This window comes from Alistipes montrealensis (genome assembly GCF_018362775.1).
In the GTDB taxonomy this organism is placed as follows: domain Bacteria; phylum Bacteroidota; class Bacteroidia; order Bacteroidales; family Rikenellaceae; genus Alistipes; species Alistipes montrealensis.
The window spans coordinates 339,872-356,030 of the sequence record NZ_JAGYXY010000004.1 but is presented as its reverse complement, the minus strand read 5'-3'; the positions used below and the strand labels follow the sequence as shown (position 1 = coordinate 356,030).

The following is a 16,159-nucleotide window of genomic DNA, read 5'->3' as shown; positions in this document are numbered from 1 at the left end:
TTCGCAAAAAACAGCGCCTCAGCGTGACAGTTTGGCGCGAATTTACTAATTTTGCAGGTTGTAACGCGAAAACACAAAAAACTCACGATACTATGCTTACGATAAAGCAAATCCGCGATGACAAAGAGGCCGCTATCCGCAAGTTGGCCAAGAAGGGCGTGGACGCCGCGCCGGTCATCGAAAAGATCATCGACCTCGACGACCGCCGCAAGGCTCTCCAGTTGGAGTTGGACAACACGCTTGCCGCCCAGAACAAGGCTGCCAAGGAGATCGGCGCACTGATGGGCCAGGGCCGCCGTGACGAAGCCGAGGAGCGCAAACGCTTCGTTTCGGACCTGAAGGACAAATCCTCGCGCCTGCAGGCCGAGTTTACCGACGCCCAGCAGGAGTTGCAGGCCGCCATCGTCTCACTGCCCAACTTTCCCGCCGAGATCGTCCCCGAAGGCAGGACCGCCGAGGACAACCTCGTGGTAAAACTCGAAGAGAACTACACCGCGCTGCCCGAGAACCCGCTGCCCCACTGGGAGCTGGCCCGCAAATACGACATCATCGACTTCGACCTGGGCGTGAAGCTCACCGGCGCCGGATTCCCCGTCTACAAAGGCAAGGGTGCACGGCTCCAGCGCGCGCTGATCAACTTTTTCCTCGACTGCAACACCAAGGCCGGTTACCTCGAAGTCGAGCCGCCGATCATGGTCAACGAAGCCTCGGGCTTCGGCACGGGACAGCTTCCCGACAAGGAGGGGCAGATGTACCACGCCACGGTCGACAATTTTTACCTGATTCCCACGGCCGAAGTTCCCGTGACGAACATCTACCGCGACGTGATCCTCGAAAAAGAGGATTTCCCGGTCAAGATGACCGCCTACACCCCCTGCTTCCGCCGCGAAGCCGGTTCCTACGGCAAGGACGTACGCGGCCTGAACCGCCTGCACCAGTTCGACAAGGTGGAGATCGTACAGTTGTCGCTGCCCGACGCCTCCTACGAGGCACTGGACGGCATGGTAGCCCACGTCGAAAGTATCGTCAAGGCACTCGGACTCCCCTATCGCATCCTGCGCCTGTGCGGCGGCGACATGTCGTTCACCTCGGCGCTGACGTACGATTTCGAAGTCTACTCCGAGGCCCAGAAACGCTGGCTCGAAGTTTCGTCGGTATCGAATTTCGAGTCGTTCCAGGCCAACCGCCTCAAGCTCCGCTACCGCGACGAGGAGAAGAAAATCCAACTGGCACATACTTTGAACGGCTCTTCGCTGGCCCTCCCGCGCATCGTGGCGGCGCTGCTGGAGAACTACCAGACCCCCGACGGCATCCGCATCCCCGAGGCGCTGATTCCCTATACGGGTTTTGATATTATCAAATAAGTTTTTATATTTGCACACACACATTTTAACAATAAATTTTCAAAACAATGGCTTACAAAATTACCGACTCCTGCGTTGCATGCGGCAGCTGCATCGGCGAGTGCCCCACGGAGGCTATTTCGGCCGGCGATATCTATGTGATCGACGCCGACAAATGCATCGATTGCGGAACCTGCGCAGGCGTTTGCCCGAGCGAGGCTATCGTTTCGGAGTAATCACGGAATATCCGAAAGAAAAGCACACCTTGGCAACGGGGTGTGCTTTTTTCATTCACAGCAAGAAACCTGACAACAAGATGGACGATCTCGAAAAAATGAAAGCCGGGCTCTGGCTCCACGCCATCTGCCCGCAGATAGGCGATGCACTGCGGCGCACCGAAGAACTGGTTTTCCGGCTCAACCAACTGCCGCCGAGCCAGCGGGAAGAACGGGAGACGATTATCCGGCAACTGTTCGGACATGTCGGCGAATCGGTGTGCCTCCACAGCCCCTTTCACTGCGATTTCGGCGAACAGATTTCGGTCGGCGACCACTTTACCGGCAACTACAACCTGACGATCCTCGACGAAGCCCCGGTTACGATCGGCGATTACGTCTTCATCGGGCCCAACGTCGGCATCTACACCGTCAACCACGCCCTGCTGCCCGACCAACGCAACGCCGGCATCATGCGCTCACTGCCTGTCACGATCGGCAACAACGTCTGGATCGGGGGACACACGGTAATCATGCAGGGCGTAACGATCGGCGACAACGCAGTCATCGGGGCCGGGAGCGTCGTCACGCGCGACATCCCGGCCGGGGTGATCGCCGTCGGCTCGCCCTGCCGCGTCCTGCGGGAGATTACCGAGGCAGACCGGGTAACGGAAATCGCAGAATAAAGCAAACGCCCCTTTTCAGGGGCGTTTTTATTGTGTCCGTTTCATTCCGGTTATTCCCACGGCGTTTCCTCCAATCCGATTTCCCGGAAAAATTCATCCAGCGCAATTCCGTAATATTTGCAAAGCACGGCGACGGAATAGACGGACAACGAACGCTTTCCCGATTCAGCACGACTGACATTCACTCCGGTATCCATCGTTACCCGGATCTGGGACAAACGACGCTCGTTGCGCAACGATTTCAGTCTTTGCGCAATGTCGGCGAGGAATCGGGCATCTGTTCTCGGAACGCTCATTTATACAAAATAAGGGCACTTTTAGATTCTTTTTGCATACCGATCGGTATAGCATTCGAAATATTATTCTATATTTGCAGATGAAAACCATATCAAATAAAATGCTAACTTTGCAGAACAGTACGGCGTAAGCCGGGACATACATAGAAAAGGTTAAGACAAACCTTTATGCCTCCGAAAACCTAGCAAGTTGAAACCTGCGCATAAATTTGTCTGAAACCCGAGTTATGCCCCTGCCGCAAGGCAGGCGGCGGACTTGGGCGTAGGGAAATTTCGCAGAAGGGCATGCTAGGGCCTTCGGAGGAAAGAGTACCTGCGCCCTCTTTTTATTTCCGGGCGGCAGCGAAGTTTTCGGCGGGGCGCAGTAAAGCGGAGTTGCGTCACTAATTCTTCATAGAATCTGTACCGCGGCGTCCCGCCCCTTACGAAAAACCGCCCCGAAATGTTCCGGAGCGGTTTTTCAGTTTATTCGTACAGCAGGTATTTCGCCCGGCGTTCCCGGTAGCGCGCAACGTCGTCGGCCCAGCGGGCGCGGATCTCGGCGTCCGAAGCTCCTGAAAGAATCATTCCGCGCACCCAGCCCACGCCCACGAGTTTCTCGAACATCGGGGTAAAGAACTTGTCGCCCAGCCTCAGGTCGGCATAGGCGTCGATCACATATTTCAACGAAAATCCCACTTCGCGGGCCTCGTTCAGCGGCATCCCGCTCAGGTCGACACCGCGGCACAACTGCCCTTCGAGCGGCGGATGTTTCGAACCCGCCGTCGGACGGGGCGTAAAGGAGAAGGTCCGCCCGGTCATGGCCGGATGGCCGTAGACCTCGAACGGCGCAGAGGTCCCGCGCCCGAGACTCACGACCGTGCCCTCGAAAGGACACAGCGCGGCATAGAGGTAGACCGACCGCTGCGTCGGCAGGTTGGGCGACGGAGCGACAGGCAGGACATATTCGGTCGCGTGGGTATAGTTGCGGCATTTCACCACGGTGAGACCGCACTTCCGGGCCCACCCTTCGCCAACGGCCATGCGGGCGATCTCGCCCATCGTCAGGCCGTGCAGCACCGGAACCGGAATCGCCCCGACACCCGATTTGTAGCTCATATCGAGTACCGGCCCGTCGACAATATGCCCGTTGGGATTGGGACGGTCGAGCACCACGACCTGCTTTCGGAAATCGGCGCAGGCGTCCATCATCCTGAGCATCGAAATATAATAGGTATAGAAGCGCAGTCCCACGTCCTGCATGTCGACGACCAGCACGTCGAACGAGCGCATCGCCTCGTCCGAAGGCCGTTTCGTGTTGCCGTCGTAGAGCGAGCGGATCGGGATGCCCGTCCGGGCGTCGACCGAGCTTTTGACATGCTCCCCGGCATCGGCCGTACCGCGGAATCCGTGCTCGGGCGAGAAAATCGCCGCCACGTCGAAGCCGCTTCCGTGCAGCAGGTCCACGAGGTGCACCCGCCCGGCGGCATCGGCTCCCGGCGCGCCGGGCAGCTCCGCTACGGAGGTCTGGTTGGCCAGCACGGCCACGCGCTGTCCCCTGAGCAGCGGGTAATAAGCCGCAGTGTCGGTCATGCCGACTTTCACCTGCGCCGGCGCCGCGAACGCCGCAAAAAGCGAAAACAAAAGGATAAAAACAAATCGTTTCATAGAGCAAAGATAACATTTTGAGCCGGAAAATGCTATCTTTGTAAAAAAGCGTCTATATCATGAACCTTCGTAAAACAGATCACTCCGGGCTGAACCTTTTTCTGGTCCTGTCTTTTCTGATTGTCTGTTTCATCGGGGGCTATTTCCTTTGGACAACGAAAGATGTGTTGCCATTGGAGGCGGACAATACGGATTTTCTCTACGCTCCATCCCGGGCAAACGAGCTAACTCAAGAACTAGACTCCATTTATTCCTGCAAATCGGGACCGAGGATGGAAAAGTTCTTGGACACATGGCATCGGAAATACACGTCCAACGCATCGACTCTAGGCAAACAAAACGACACGCTGCGAAACGTTTACAATCTCTTTACGACCCTCTTCAACCCCGACCCTACACTTCGCCCGAGGGGTTACCGAAGCGACTCGGCTTATCGCTACGTCGTTATCCAATCGCAATTGATGTTCTGTGTCGCAGAGGACAGTATGTTTGATTATTATTACGAAAGCTCCCCTCCTCCCAAATTTCCGACCGACGGATTTTACCTTCTCCGCGAAGCGGGAGCCTATTATAAGATTTTGACCGATTTCCGACCGCAAATCCGACAGGCGGGGCTAAAACGGCTCTACCTCACCGATGAATACAAGGATGCTCTCGAACTGTTTCTGGGCAAAAACGGATACTGGCCCGACGAAGACCAGACATCCGCAGAATCGGGCCGGAAGCGGATGCGTTTCCTGCAAAACTATTGGTACATCATCAACGGACATTGGGAAGGATGGAATCTCGGAATCCCTCAAATAGGGTACATCGTCCTGAACAAATCACTCGACAAAGCCGTTGTCGAGGTACTGGGAGAATACAACGGCAACGGTGTCCTTTTACATAAAACACATTCAGGATGGAAAGAAGTAAAAGGACTTTATCATTGGGAGGAATAGCCTACGCCTGCGCGCCGAACTCCATCAGGTAACCTTTGATAAAGGCGTCCAGGTCGCCGTCCATCACCGACTCCACGGCCGAGGTCTGAACCCCCGTGCGGTGATCCTTCACGCGGCGGTCGTCGAAGACGTAGGAGCGGATCTGCGAACCCCACTCGATCTTTTTCTTCGAGGCTTCGAGCGCCTGCTGCGTCGCCATACGCTTGTCCAGTTCGCGCTGGTAGAGTTTCGACCGGAGGATGCGCATGGCGTTCTCGCGGTTCATCAACTGCGAACGGGTCTCCATGTTCTCGATCAGGTATTCGACCGCTTCGCCCGTGTCGGGGTCCTTCGCGTGATAACGCAGGCGCACAGCCGTTTCGACCTTGTTGACGTTCTGGCCGCCGGCCCCCGACGCCCGGAACGTGTCCCACTCGATGTCCGCGGCGTTGACCGTAATCTCGATCGAGTCGTCCACGGCGGGCGACACAAAAACCGATGCAAACGTAGTCTGGCGCTTGTTGTTGGCATTGAACGGCGAGAGACGAACCATGCGGTGCACGCCGTTCTCGCTCTTGAGGTAACCGTAAGCATAGTCGCCCTCGAATTCGAGCGTACACGACTTCACGCCCACTTCGTCCCCGGCCTGGTAGTCGAGCACCTTGACCTTGTAGCCGTGCGCCTCGCCCCAGCGGGTGTACATGCGCATCAGCATCGAAGCCCAGTCGAGCGCTTCCGTGCCGCCGGCTCCGGCGTTGATGTCGAGGATGGCCCCGAGTTTATCCTCCTCGCGGCGCAGCATGTTGCGCATTTCGAGTTTCTCGATGCGGTCGAGCGTCGCAGCGTAGTGGGCGTCCATCTCATCTTCGGTCACCACACCCTCCTTCACGAAGTCGGGCATCAACTGAAGGTCCTCGGCGTCCTTGCGAATGGCGTCGTAATCGTCGACCCACGCCTTGATCCCCGCCACCTTGCGCAACTGCTCGCGCGCCTTGTCGGGGTTGTCCCAGAAATTCGGTTCCTGGGTCTTTTCCTCTTCGTTGCGCAGGTCGATGCGCTTCTGGTCGATGTCGAGACAGCGTTCCAGTGCCTCCCGGCGCTGTTCGATCTCCTTGATCTGTTCCGCAAGTACCATATCTCTTAAAATTTCGTTTGCAATTTCCGGGCGGCAAATTCCAGGATGAAGTCCGCCGTACCCTCGTCTCCCAACACCGAAGTGCTGACGCAGAGGTGGTAGGTCGAAGCCACGCCCCACGTCCGCGAACTGTAATAGTCGTAATAGGACGCGCGTTTGGCGTCGATGCGCTCCATCACCGCACGGGCCTCTTCCGCACTCACCCCCTGCCGGCGGCGGATGCGCTCGATGCGGTCGGCATCGTCGGCCGTGATAAAGACGTTGACGCAGCGCGGATTTTCGCGCAGGATATAGTCGGCGCAGCGACCCACGAAGACAGCCGATTCGCGCGCCGCGACCTCGCGGATCACGTCGCTCTGGATTTTGAACAGCGCATCGTTCGACAGCACGTTGGCCGTACCTCCGTCGTCGCCCACGAACGGGGCGCGCAGGTAACCGATCATAGTCGAAATCACGCCGCGCGACTCCTTCTCGTCGGCCTTCTCGAAAACCTCGGGACAAAGTCCGCTCTGCTCGGCGGCCAGGTTGATCAGCTCCTTGTCGTAAAGACGGACGCCCAGCCTGCGGGCGATGATCTCCCCGACGGTCTTGCCGCCGCTGCCCAGTTGGCGGCCGATGTTGATGACGAATTTTTCCATAATCTTATCAATCTTTAGCGGCGTTTTCCGCCCCGTAGGCCCGGAATTTCCGCAGTTGGTAAGTCAGCATGAAGAAGGCCACCAGCGAAGCCAGGAAGTCCGACAGCGGCATCGAGCACCACACGCCCCAACTTCCGTTCCACTGGGTGTGGACATCGAAAATGTGCGGCAGGAAGATCAGCCCGGGCATCAGGAACAACAGTTGGCGCGACAGCGACAGGAAGATCGCCTTGCCGGCCATGCCGATGCTCATGAAGAAGTTCGTGGCCACCATCTGAAACCCGATGATCGGGAAGCAGAAGAAGACGATGCGCATACCCTCGACGGCAAGGCGGATCAGCTCCTCGTCGGTCGTAAAAAGCCCGACTGCCATCCGCGGCATGAATTCGCCGAGGATGAATCCGGCCGTGGTGACACACGTGGCGCCGATCATCGTCAGCTTCAGCACCCGCATCACACGGTCGTACTGCTTCGCACCGAAGTTATAACCCGCAATGGGCTGCATGCCCTGGTTGACGCCCAGCACGATCATCACGAAGAAGAACGCCAGGCGGTTGACGATGCCGTAAGCACCGATCATCAGGTCGCCGCCGTACTCCTTCAGCCCCTTGTTGATCAGGATCACGATGAAGCAGGCCGCAAGGTTCATCAGAAACGGCGACATGCCGATGGCGAGCATGTCGCGCACGATCTTCCTGCGCAGGCGGTAAATGCCGCGGCGGAAGTGGAGCAGTTCCTCCTTGTTCGAAAGTATCTGGAACTGCCATACGAGCGCGATGATCTGCGCCAGCACCGTGGCGATAGCCGCACCGCGGATGCCCCAGCCGAACCCGAAGATGAACAGCGGGTCGAGGACGGCGTTGATGGCCACCGTGATGATCGTGGCGTACATCGACTTGCGGGGATGCCCCGAAGCCCTCAGCACCGAGTTCAGACCCAGGTACATGTGGGTGACGACATTACCCAGCAGGATGACGGTCATGTATTCGCGGGCGTAGCCGATCGTGGCCTCGCTGGCCCCGAAGAAATAGAGAATCGGATCGAGGAAGACGAGCGTCACGGCGCCGAACGCCACGCCGATAATCAAATTGAGAATCAAAACGTTGCCCAACACCCGCTGGGCCGTTTCATAGTCACGCTGGCCCAGGCGCATCGAGATCAGCGTCGCGGCGCCCACGCCCACCAGCGAACCGAACGCCGCAGCAAGGTTCATCAGCGGGAAGGTCAGCGCCAGGCCCGAAATGGCCAGCGGCCCCACGCCGTGGCCGATGAAGATGCTGTCGACCATGTTGTAGAGCGACGACGCCGTCATGGCGATGATCGCCGGCACGGCATATTGTATGAGCAGCTTCCGGATGCGCTCGGTCCCGAGCTCCAGTGCCGCCGATTTTATTTCTGTTGCCATATAAAATTGTTACGTCATTACTGCGTCTCCGCGACGCAGACTTCTCTGTACTTTTTTCCGCAAAAAGTACCAAAAACTCTCCGACGGATGCCTACGCCTGCGACGAAGCGTCTAACGCTGGCTCCGGGCGGCTATTCGCGGGTTTGCAAGCAAACCGTCCCCTCCGCTCGCGCTTTTAGCCGAATCGTCGCTTCTCGGCTCCGGCATAGGGCCGGAATCGTACGTCGCAAACAATATTAGGTACAGGATGAAGAACCCGCCCCAATTCTTAACCGGAAAGCTATTCCAACTCCCAGTCCGTGCCGTCCTTGCGGTCCTTGACGCGGATGCCGGCGGCAGTCAGGCCGTCGCGGATGCGGTCCGAAGCGGCCCAGTCCTTCGCGGCACGGGCTTTCAGGCGCTCGTCCAGGAGCATCTCGACCAGCGGCGTCACGTAATCCCGGCCCGAAGCCGCCCCGGCGGCTTTCTCGTCGCGCAGGCCCAGGATGTCGAAGGCGTAGCGGCGGACGGTGGCCGTCAGCGTTTCGAGGTCGGCGGCCGTGATGGTCTGCGTGCCGTCGGCGAGCTGGTTGATGATGCGCACCCAGTCGAACAGCGCCGAAATGACCATCGGCGAGTTCAGGTCGTCGGCCATCGCCTCGGCGCAGCGGGTCTCCAGTTCGGCAGGGTCGACCGTCGAAGCGGCCGCGGGTTTGATCTTCCCGAGTGTCTCGATGCCCTTCATCAGGCGGTCCAGCCCCTTCTCGGCGGCCTGCAAGGCCTCGTTCGAGAAGTCGAGCGTCGAGCGGTACTGGGCCTGCAGCACGAAGAAGCGGATGGTCATCGGCGAATAGGCCTGCGCCAACAGCTTGTGCGACCCGGTGAACAACTCTTCGAGGGTGATGAAATTGCCCAGCGACTTGCCCATCTTCTGGCCGTTGATCGTGATCATGTTGTTGTGCACCCAGTAGCGGGCCGAATCATGCCCCAGTGCGGCAGTCGATTGCGCGATCTCGCACTCGTGGTGCGGGAACATCAGGTCCATGCCGCCGCCGTGGATGTCGAAACGCTCCCCGAGGTAACGGGTCGACATCGCCGAGCATTCCATGTGCCACCCCGGAAATCCCTCGCCCCAGGGCGACGGCCACCGCATGATGTGTTCGGGCGAAGCCTTTTTCCACAATGCGAAGTCGTACGAATGGCGCTTGTCGCTCTGTCCGTCCAGTTCGCGCGTGTTGGCGATGATGTCGTCGAGGTTGCGGCCCGACAACTTGCCGTAGTTGTATTTGGCGTTGTACTTCTCCACGTCGAAATAGACCGAGCCGTTGGCCTCGTAGGCGTAGCCGTCGGCCAGGATCTTCTTCACGAACTCGATCTGCTCGATGATGTGTCCCGAGGCATAGGGTTCGATCGAGGGGGTCTCGACGTTCAGGGCCTCCATCGCACGGTGGTAGCGCTCCGTGTAGTAGTGCGCCACCTCCATCGGTTCGAGCTGTTCGAGCCGGGCCTTCTTGGCGATCTTGTCCTCGCCCTCGTCGGCGTCGTGTTCCAGGTGGCCCACATCGGTCACGTTGCGCACGTAACGCACCTTGTAGCCCGAGGCCTTGAGGTAACGGAACAGCAGGTCGAACGTCACGGCCGGACGGGCATGACCCAAATGCGGATCGCCGTAAACCGTGGGACCGCAGACATACATGCCGACGCGCCCCGGAACGAGGGGCTCGAAGGTCTCCTTGCGGCGGGTAAGCGTATTGTAAAGTACGAGTTTGGAATTCATATCGTTATCGGTTATAATCGTTTTGAATGGGTAAAGTTACGACTTTTTCGGCAAACAACAGCCGTTTGGCCCCTAAAAATCGAGCAGGCGAAAGCGTTCGCGCACCTCGGGCATCGGCATCGGTTCCTCGTAGTGCCACCATTCGCGGCGGTAGGGAACCAGCCCGGCTTCGCGCATCACCGACCGGAGAAGTTCGCGGTTGCGGGCCGCCGCGGCCGTGATCTTCCCTGCGGCGACCAGCGCGGCTTCGTTCCCGGTGTGGGCCTCCTCGCCGAAGAAATCGACCGGCGTCCCCATGTCTGCCTCGCGCCCCGAGGCGTCGAGCAGCGTCACGTCGACCGCCACGCCGTAATTGTGCCGTCCTCCGCGGGCGCCGTTGGCCACGTAAACCTGGTTCGGAGTTCCCTCGACCAGGCTGTACATCAGCCGTTGGACGCTGATCGATCGCGCCGCATCGCACACCAGCAGCCGCCAGCCGGGTTTGCGCTGCCGCAGCAACCGCTGCGCCCGAACCACCTTCGCGGCGAAATGCGGCAGGAGGTAGGCCGTTTCGAGGTCACCGTAAACGTCGCGCCCCATGAAGTTGTCGGCGGTCGAATACATCAGCCGCACGCGCAGCGTCGAATCGGCCCCGAGGACATCCACCAGCCCCGCGGCCTGCATTTTCCGGTCGAGGCCGCCCTGCGCCCGCACGACGGCGCAAAGCAACAGGGCGCATGCCGCCAGCAGGAGTTTTCGTGTCATAATTTTTGCTCTATATGGCTGCAAAGATAAGAAATCTGCATACTTCCTGCGCGTCAACCGGGAAATTATCGTATCTTTACGCCGATTATATGAAATTTCAAGACTTACGACTCTCCGAGCCGCTGTTACGCGCCATCGAAGAAAAGGGGTACACGGATCCGACCCCCATCCAGCAACAAGCCATTCCTCCCGTACTCGAAGGCCGCGACCTGCAAGGCTGCGCCCAAACCGGAACGGGCAAGACCGCAGCCTTCACGCTGCCTATCCTCCAACTGCTCAACGCACAGCCCCCGGCCAAAGGCCGCCGCGAAATCCGCGCCCTGGTGCTCACTCCCACGCGCGAACTGGCTATCCAGATCGACGAATGCTGCCGCGACTACGCCCGCTACACCCCGATCCGCCACTGCGTGATCTTCGGCGGCGTCAACCAGCGTCCGCAGGTCGATGCCCTCCGGAAGGGCGTAGACCTGCTGGTCGCCACCCCGGGGCGCCTGCTCGACCTGATCGGACAGGGCTATGTGAAACTCGATACGATCCGCTTCTTCGTCCTCGACGAGGCCGACCGCATGCTCGACATGGGCTTCATCCACGACATCCGGCGCATCCTGCCGCTGCTGCCCGAACGCCGCCAGACGCTCTTTTTCTCGGCCACGATGCCCGAGTCGATCGCCGCGCTGGCCGCAAAAATCCTTCACGACCCGGTGCTCGTCACCGTCACACCCCCGGCCTCGGTGGTCGAGACCATCTCACAGACGGTCTATTTTGCCGAGAAAGCCGAGAAGAGCCAACTGCTGATCGACCTGCTCGGGGAATCGGACGCCGACCAGGTGCTGGTCTTCACGCGCACCAAACACGGCGCCGACAAGCTGGCCCGCATCCTCACCAAAGCCGGAATCAAATCCAGCGCCATCCACGGCAACAAGTCGCAGAATGCCCGCGTAAAAGCCATGAACGACTTCAAGTCGGGCGAATGCCGGGTATTGATAGCCACCGACATCGCCGCACGCGGCATCGACATCAGCCAGTTGCCGCTGGTGATCAACTATGAACTGCCGGAGGTTCCCGAAACCTACGTCCACCGCATCGGCCGTACGGGCCGCGCGGGATATGAGGGCGCAGCGTGGTCGTTCTGCTCGGAGGACGAGTACGACTACCTGAAGGACATCCAGAAACTCACCGGGCTGACGATCCCCACGGCGGGCCCCGTTCCGGAATTCGCCATTCCGAAGGCCGGACCGACACAAAAATCCACTCCGAAGAGCACACCGAAACCGGCCCGCGGCACAGGACAGCAACCCGCACAACGGAACGCCCGCAGCACAGGACCGCGACCTGCCCGCAGCGCAGAACAACAACCCCGCAACCCGGAGCCGAAACACGTTCCCGCAGCAGACACCGCCGAACCGGCCTCCCGCTCGCGTCGCAGACGGGGTACGCGTCCCGCCCCGGGAACCCCGATCCAGCCGACGGACAAAGCCGCCGACACGGCCCGCAAGCAGGAGCGGAAGCAGGCCTCCGGACCGGCTGCGAAGCAAAACACCCCGGCCGACACGTCCCGGAACCAAAACCGGAAACAGGGTTCCGGCAGCACCGCAAAACCCGCCGGAAACAAATCCGGGAACACCCCGGAAGCTCCGAAGGCCGCTTCGTCGCGCCGCCGCAAACGCCGTCCGGAAGGAGCGGGAAAACCGGCTGCTGCCCCGGCGGCAAAGCCGGCCACGGCCGAACCGGCTCCGCGCAAGAGTTGGTGGAAAATGTGGTAAAAACGGCTTTTCGCAAAATAAGGTTGGAAATAATACGTTAAATCACTACTTTTGACGATCAATTAAGGGATTTCCGGCCGCGCGCGACAAGCCCCTCCAGAGGGAGGGATTCGGGGTGAGGTCAGGTTTGCAAACGACGCCGAAAGCGGCGAATACGCCCTGCGGAACGCCGGATCGGTACAAAATTTAGGATAAACATTACGCTATGTACTTTTACAAACGCTGGAACAACATCACGGGCTGGGCGGTTTTCGCCATCGCGGCGATCGTCTACCTGATGACGATGGAACCGGTCTCGAGCCTCTGGGACTGCTCGGAGTTCATCGCCACCTCCTACAAACTCGAAGTGGGACACCCTCCCGGAGCACCGCTGTTCATGATGCTGGCACGCCTGGCTACGCTCTTCGCCTTCGGCAACCCCGACTACGTGGGCATCGCCGTCAACGCCATGAACTCGCTGGCCAGCGCCTTCTGCATCCTGTTCCTGTTCTGGACCATCACCCACCTGGCGCGCCGCCTCCTGACGCGCAACGGCGAGGAACTCTCGAAAGCCAACGTCTTCGCCGTCCTGGGCGCCGGAGCCGTCGGGGCCCTGGCCTACACCTTCACCGACACGTTCTGGTTCTCGGCCATCGAGGGCGAAGTTTATGCCCTCTCGTCGATGTTCACGGCCCTCGTGGTATGGCTGATGCTCAAATGGGAGGAGCAGGCCGACGAGCCGCACTCGTCGCGCTGGATCGTGCTGATCGCCTACCTGATGGGCCTCTCGATCGGCGTACATATCCTCAACCTGCTGTGTATCCCGGCACTGGTCTTCATCTACTACTTCCGCAAGACCGACAAAGTGACGTGGAAAGGCATCGGCCTCTCCACGCTGATCTCCGGGGCGCTGATCGTCTTCGTCAACAACTTCATCATCCCCTATACCGTCTGGATCGGGGCCCAGATCGACACGCTGTTCGTCAACACGTTCGGGCTGCCCGTCAACTCGGGCATCACGCTCTTCGCACTGGCGCTGATCGTCGGCATGGGCTGGGCTACGTGGGTCGCACACAAACGCGGCCACGTCCTGCTCAACATCATCCTGCTCTCGACGACGATGATCCTCATCGGCTACTCGTCCTACGCATCGGTGACGATCCGCGCCGCAGCCAACCCGCCGATGAACTCCAACAACCCCAACAACCCGCACGCCCTGCTGTCGCTCCTGAACCGCGACCAGTACGGCGACCGCCCGCTGCTGTACGGCGCCCAGTATTCGGCTCCCCCCGAAGGCGTGAAGGAGAAGACGGTGTGGTATCTCGACGAGGACGGCAAGTACAAAACCGCCACGGTGCTCACGGGCTACACCCACTCCCCGGAATTCCTGCAACTGTTCCCCCGCATGTGGAACTACTCGAAAGGCGAGAAGGAGTATAAGCAATGGGGCGCTTTCCGCACCAAGACCGAGACGCTGCGCGACGAGAAGGGCGAAATCCGCCGTGACTCCCAGGGCCGCCCGCTGCGCGGCGAGGTGCTCGACTTCGGCCGCAAACGGGCCTACACCGACTCCTACGGCGAAACCCGTACGGTCGTCCAGCCGACGTTCGCGGAAAACATCTACTTCTTCTTCAACTACCAGCTCTCGTACATGTACTGGCGCTACTTCATGTGGAATTTCGTAGGACGCCAGAGCGACATACAGCCTTCGCGCACGACGATCACCGACGGCAACTGGCTCTCGGGCATCAAATGGCTCGACGAGAAATACGTCGGTCCGCAGGACAACCTGCCGCGCGAAATCGCCGAGAACAAGGGGCGCAACACCTACTATTTCCTCCCCTTCATCCTGGGCCTCATCGGACTGATCTACCAGCTCAACCGCGACCAGCGGAACTTCTCGATCGTCCTGTGGCTCTTCGTCATGATGGGCATCGCGCTGGTCTTCTACTTCAACACCTCGCCCGGCGAGCCGCGCGAACGCGACTACGTCTATGCAGGTTCGTTCTACGCCTTCTCGATCTGGATCGGATTCGGCGTCCTGGCCCTGCGTGACTTCGCGGCGTGGATCACCAAGCGCAACAACGTCGCCACGGCGGCCGCAGCCACCGTCGTCTCGATGGCCGTCCCGGCTATCCTGGCGGCCCAGAACTGGGACGACCACGACCGGTCGCACCGCACCATGGCGCGCGACATCGGCTGGAACTACCTGATGTCGACACTCCCCAACTCGATCATCCTCAACTACGGCGACAACGACACCTTCCCGTTGTGGAACAACCAGGAGGTCTACGGCGTGCGTCCCGACGTAAGGATCATGAACACCTCCTACCTCGGCGGCGAATGGTACATCGACGAGATGAAGACCAAGGCCAACGAGGCCGAGGGCGTGCCCTTCTCGCTGCCCAAGCACAAGTACACCTATAACAACGACATGATCTACGTGACCAACAGCATCGACCGTCCCGTGGAGATCAAGGAGGTGATCGACTTCGTGCGCAGCGACGACCCGCGCAGCAAGGTGAAACTCGCCGACGGCTCGATGGCCGACTACATCCCGGCCAAGCGCATCGCGATACCCGTCAACAAGGAAAACGCCATCGCTTCGGGCATCGTGGCCGAAAAGGACCGCGACAAGATGGTCGACACGGTATTCATCAACATCAAGAAGAATTCGCTGGACAAAAACCAGTTGATGATCCTCGACATGCTGGCCAACTTCGACTGGAAACGCCCGATCTACATGACGCAGGTCTACATCCTGCAGGACTTCGGGCTGATGGACTACCTCCAGTTCGACGGCTACGCCTACCGCCTCGTGCCGATCCTCACCCCGACGACGAATCCCTATGAAATCGGACGCATCGACGCCGATTATGCCGCACCGCTGCTCAAAGACACGTTCCGTTACGGCAACCTCGAAGACCCGCGGGTATACGTCGACTATTTCATCCAGTACAACCTCTCGGCCTCGCACGCCCGCGACGCATTTGCCCGCGTGGCGAAGGAACTGCTGCGGCAGAACCGTGTGGCGGAAGCCGTCGAGCTGCTCGACCTGGGGCTGGAGCGGATGCCGACCTCGCAGATACGTTTCACCGACACCAACACCTATCCGTTCCTGGAGGCTTACTACGCCGCCTCGGCCCTGGGCGACAAGGAGGCCGCCGAAAAGGGCGATGCCCTGCTGCGCGCCTATGCCCAGACGCTGATCGAATACATCGAGTACTACCTCCGTTTCGAAGGAGCGCAGGGCGACATGGTTTCGGGTATCATCGACGAGAAACTCGACCAGTTGGGCGACATCTACTACCTGGCCAGCTACGCCAGCCGCAAGGATGTCATCGCCGAACTGAACGACTACTACCGTTCGCTGGGCGTCTCGGAAGAGAACCTCATCGACGTAGGCGACAAGCGCCAGCAGCCCGACTCGGCACTGCTGCCCGCCGCGAAATAACCGGAACATATTCCCGGTAACGAAACGACGCACGGAACAGTTTTGTTCCGTGCGTCGTTTTAATAAGGCAGCCCGGTGTTCGGCCTGCATCCGAAAGCAACCCGTAACCCCGGAAAACGCCGCATCCGGCCCACCCGGAACGCATATTTCGGCAAACTAAGAGCCTGTTTAAAAATGT

General features: G+C 59.6%; 13 protein-coding genes. 6 read left to right on the top strand and 7 right to left on the bottom strand.

Features of this window, described 5'->3' with window-relative positions:
• Window positions 1–92: 92 nt before the first annotated feature.
• The 3 genes from serS (at window position 93) to KG007_RS10435 (ending at window position 2,244) form a co-directional block, all read left to right on the top strand.
• Window positions 93–1,364 (top strand): serine--tRNA ligase, encoded by a 1,272-nt coding sequence (gene serS / locus KG007_RS10445; RefSeq protein WP_195461260.1) that lies wholly within the window; start codon window positions 93–95, stop codon window positions 1,362–1,364.
• A 47-nt stretch (window positions 1,365–1,411) separates the two neighbouring features.
• Window positions 1,412–1,579 carry a DUF362 domain-containing protein gene (locus tag KG007_RS10440; RefSeq protein WP_195461259.1) on the top strand — a complete coding sequence of 56 codons (168 nt, stop codon included), beginning with the start codon at window positions 1,412–1,414 and terminating at the stop codon, window positions 1,577–1,579.
• A gap of 80 nt (window positions 1,580–1,659) precedes the next feature.
• Window positions 1,660–2,244 (top strand): sugar O-acetyltransferase, encoded by a 585-nt coding sequence (locus KG007_RS10435; RefSeq protein WP_213348685.1) that lies wholly within the window; start codon window positions 1,660–1,662, stop codon window positions 2,242–2,244.
• A 50-nt stretch (window positions 2,245–2,294) separates the two neighbouring features.
• On the opposite strand, the gene KG007_RS10430 is transcribed toward KG007_RS10435, so the two are convergent.
• Both KG007_RS10430 and KG007_RS10425 read right to left on the bottom strand, forming a co-directional pair.
• Window positions 2,295–2,540, bottom strand: coding sequence for a helix-turn-helix domain-containing protein (locus KG007_RS10430; RefSeq protein WP_213348683.1), 246 nt, complete (start codon window positions 2,538–2,540; stop codon window positions 2,295–2,297).
• 465 nt (window positions 2,541–3,005) lie between these two features.
• Complete coding sequence (locus KG007_RS10425; protein WP_213348681.1) at window positions 3,006–4,187, bottom strand: exo-beta-N-acetylmuramidase NamZ family protein; 1,182 nt, start codon at window positions 4,185–4,187, stop codon at window positions 3,006–3,008.
• A gap of 59 nt (window positions 4,188–4,246) precedes the next feature.
• Here KG007_RS10425 and KG007_RS10420 point away from each other — a divergent pair, with 59 nt between their 5' ends.
• Window positions 4,247–5,128 carry a hypothetical protein gene (locus tag KG007_RS10420; protein WP_213348679.1) on the top strand — a complete coding sequence of 294 codons (882 nt, stop codon included), beginning with the start codon at window positions 4,247–4,249 and terminating at the stop codon, window positions 5,126–5,128.
• 1 nt (window position 5,129) lies between these two features.
• On the opposite strand, the gene prfB is transcribed toward KG007_RS10420, so the two are convergent.
• The 5 genes from prfB to KG007_RS10395 all read right to left on the bottom strand — a co-directional run bounded on the left by prfB (window position 5,130) and on the right by KG007_RS10395 (window position 10,785).
• Window positions 5,130–6,242 (bottom strand): peptide chain release factor 2, encoded by a 1,113-nt coding sequence (prfB, locus tag KG007_RS10415; protein ID WP_195461254.1) that lies wholly within the window; start codon window positions 6,240–6,242, stop codon window positions 5,130–5,132.
• 5 nt (window positions 6,243–6,247) lie between these two features.
• Window positions 6,248–6,880 carry a cytidylate kinase-like family protein gene (locus KG007_RS10410; RefSeq protein ID WP_195461253.1) on the bottom strand — a complete coding sequence of 211 codons (633 nt, stop codon included), beginning with the start codon at window positions 6,878–6,880 and terminating at the stop codon, window positions 6,248–6,250.
• A gap of 7 nt (window positions 6,881–6,887) precedes the next feature.
• Complete coding sequence (locus KG007_RS10405; protein WP_213348677.1) at window positions 6,888–8,285, bottom strand: MATE family efflux transporter; 1,398 nt, start codon at window positions 8,283–8,285, stop codon at window positions 6,888–6,890.
• A 280-nt stretch (window positions 8,286–8,565) separates the two neighbouring features.
• Complete coding sequence (gene cysS / locus KG007_RS10400; protein ID WP_213348675.1) at window positions 8,566–10,041, bottom strand: cysteine--tRNA ligase; 1,476 nt, start codon at window positions 10,039–10,041, stop codon at window positions 8,566–8,568.
• 72 nt (window positions 10,042–10,113) lie between these two features.
• Window positions 10,114–10,785, bottom strand: a complete 672-nt coding sequence (locus tag KG007_RS10395) for a M15 family metallopeptidase (RefSeq protein ID WP_213348673.1) — start codon at window positions 10,783–10,785, stop codon at window positions 10,114–10,116.
• Window positions 10,786–10,874: 89 nt separating this feature from the next.
• Here KG007_RS10395 and KG007_RS10390 point away from each other — a divergent pair, with 89 nt between their 5' ends.
• Window positions 10,875–12,548 carry a DEAD/DEAH box helicase gene (locus KG007_RS10390; RefSeq protein ID WP_213348671.1) on the top strand — a complete coding sequence of 558 codons (1,674 nt, stop codon included), beginning with the start codon at window positions 10,875–10,877 and terminating at the stop codon, window positions 12,546–12,548.
• Window positions 12,549–12,753: 205 nt separating this feature from the next.
• A complete protein-coding gene (locus KG007_RS10385; protein WP_195461248.1) occupies window positions 12,754–15,981 on the top strand; it encodes a glycosyltransferase family 117 protein in 3,228 nt (1,075 codons plus the stop codon).
• The last annotated feature ends 178 nt before the right edge of the window (window positions 15,982–16,159 follow it).

What these genes read in the sequence shown, in the direction of transcription:
- serS (WP_195461260.1), top strand. Translation starts at nt 93, where the DNA reads ATGCTTACGATAAAGCAAATCCGCGATGACAAAGAGGCCGCTATCCGC.
- KG007_RS10440 (WP_195461259.1), top strand. Translation starts at nt 1,412, where the DNA reads ATGGCTTACAAAATTACCGACTCCTGCGTTGCATGCGGCAGCTGCATC.
- KG007_RS10435 (WP_213348685.1), top strand. Translation starts at nt 1,660, where the DNA reads ATGGACGATCTCGAAAAAATGAAAGCCGGGCTCTGGCTCCACGCCATC.
- KG007_RS10430 (WP_213348683.1), bottom strand. Translation starts at nt 2,540, where the DNA reads ATGAGCGTTCCGAGAACAGATGCCCGATTCCTCGCCGACATTGCGCAA.
- KG007_RS10425 (WP_213348681.1), bottom strand. Translation starts at nt 4,187, where the DNA reads ATGAAACGATTTGTTTTTATCCTTTTGTTTTCGCTTTTTGCGGCGTTC.
- KG007_RS10420 (WP_213348679.1), top strand. Translation starts at nt 4,247, where the DNA reads ATGAACCTTCGTAAAACAGATCACTCCGGGCTGAACCTTTTTCTGGTC.
- prfB (WP_195461254.1), bottom strand. Translation starts at nt 6,242, where the DNA reads ATGGTACTTGCGGAACAGATCAAGGAGATCGAACAGCGCCGGGAGGCA.
- KG007_RS10410 (WP_195461253.1), bottom strand. Translation starts at nt 6,880, where the DNA reads ATGGAAAAATTCGTCATCAACATCGGCCGCCAACTGGGCAGCGGCGGC.
- KG007_RS10405 (WP_213348677.1), bottom strand. Translation starts at nt 8,285, where the DNA reads ATGGCAACAGAAATAAAATCGGCGGCACTGGAGCTCGGGACCGAGCGC.
- cysS (WP_213348675.1), bottom strand. Translation starts at nt 10,041, where the DNA reads ATGAATTCCAAACTCGTACTTTACAATACGCTTACCCGCCGCAAGGAG.
- KG007_RS10395 (WP_213348673.1), bottom strand. Translation starts at nt 10,785, where the DNA reads ATGACACGAAAACTCCTGCTGGCGGCATGCGCCCTGTTGCTTTGCGCC.
- KG007_RS10390 (WP_213348671.1), top strand. Translation starts at nt 10,875, where the DNA reads ATGAAATTTCAAGACTTACGACTCTCCGAGCCGCTGTTACGCGCCATC.
- KG007_RS10385 (WP_195461248.1), top strand. Translation starts at nt 12,754, where the DNA reads ATGTACTTTTACAAACGCTGGAACAACATCACGGGCTGGGCGGTTTTC.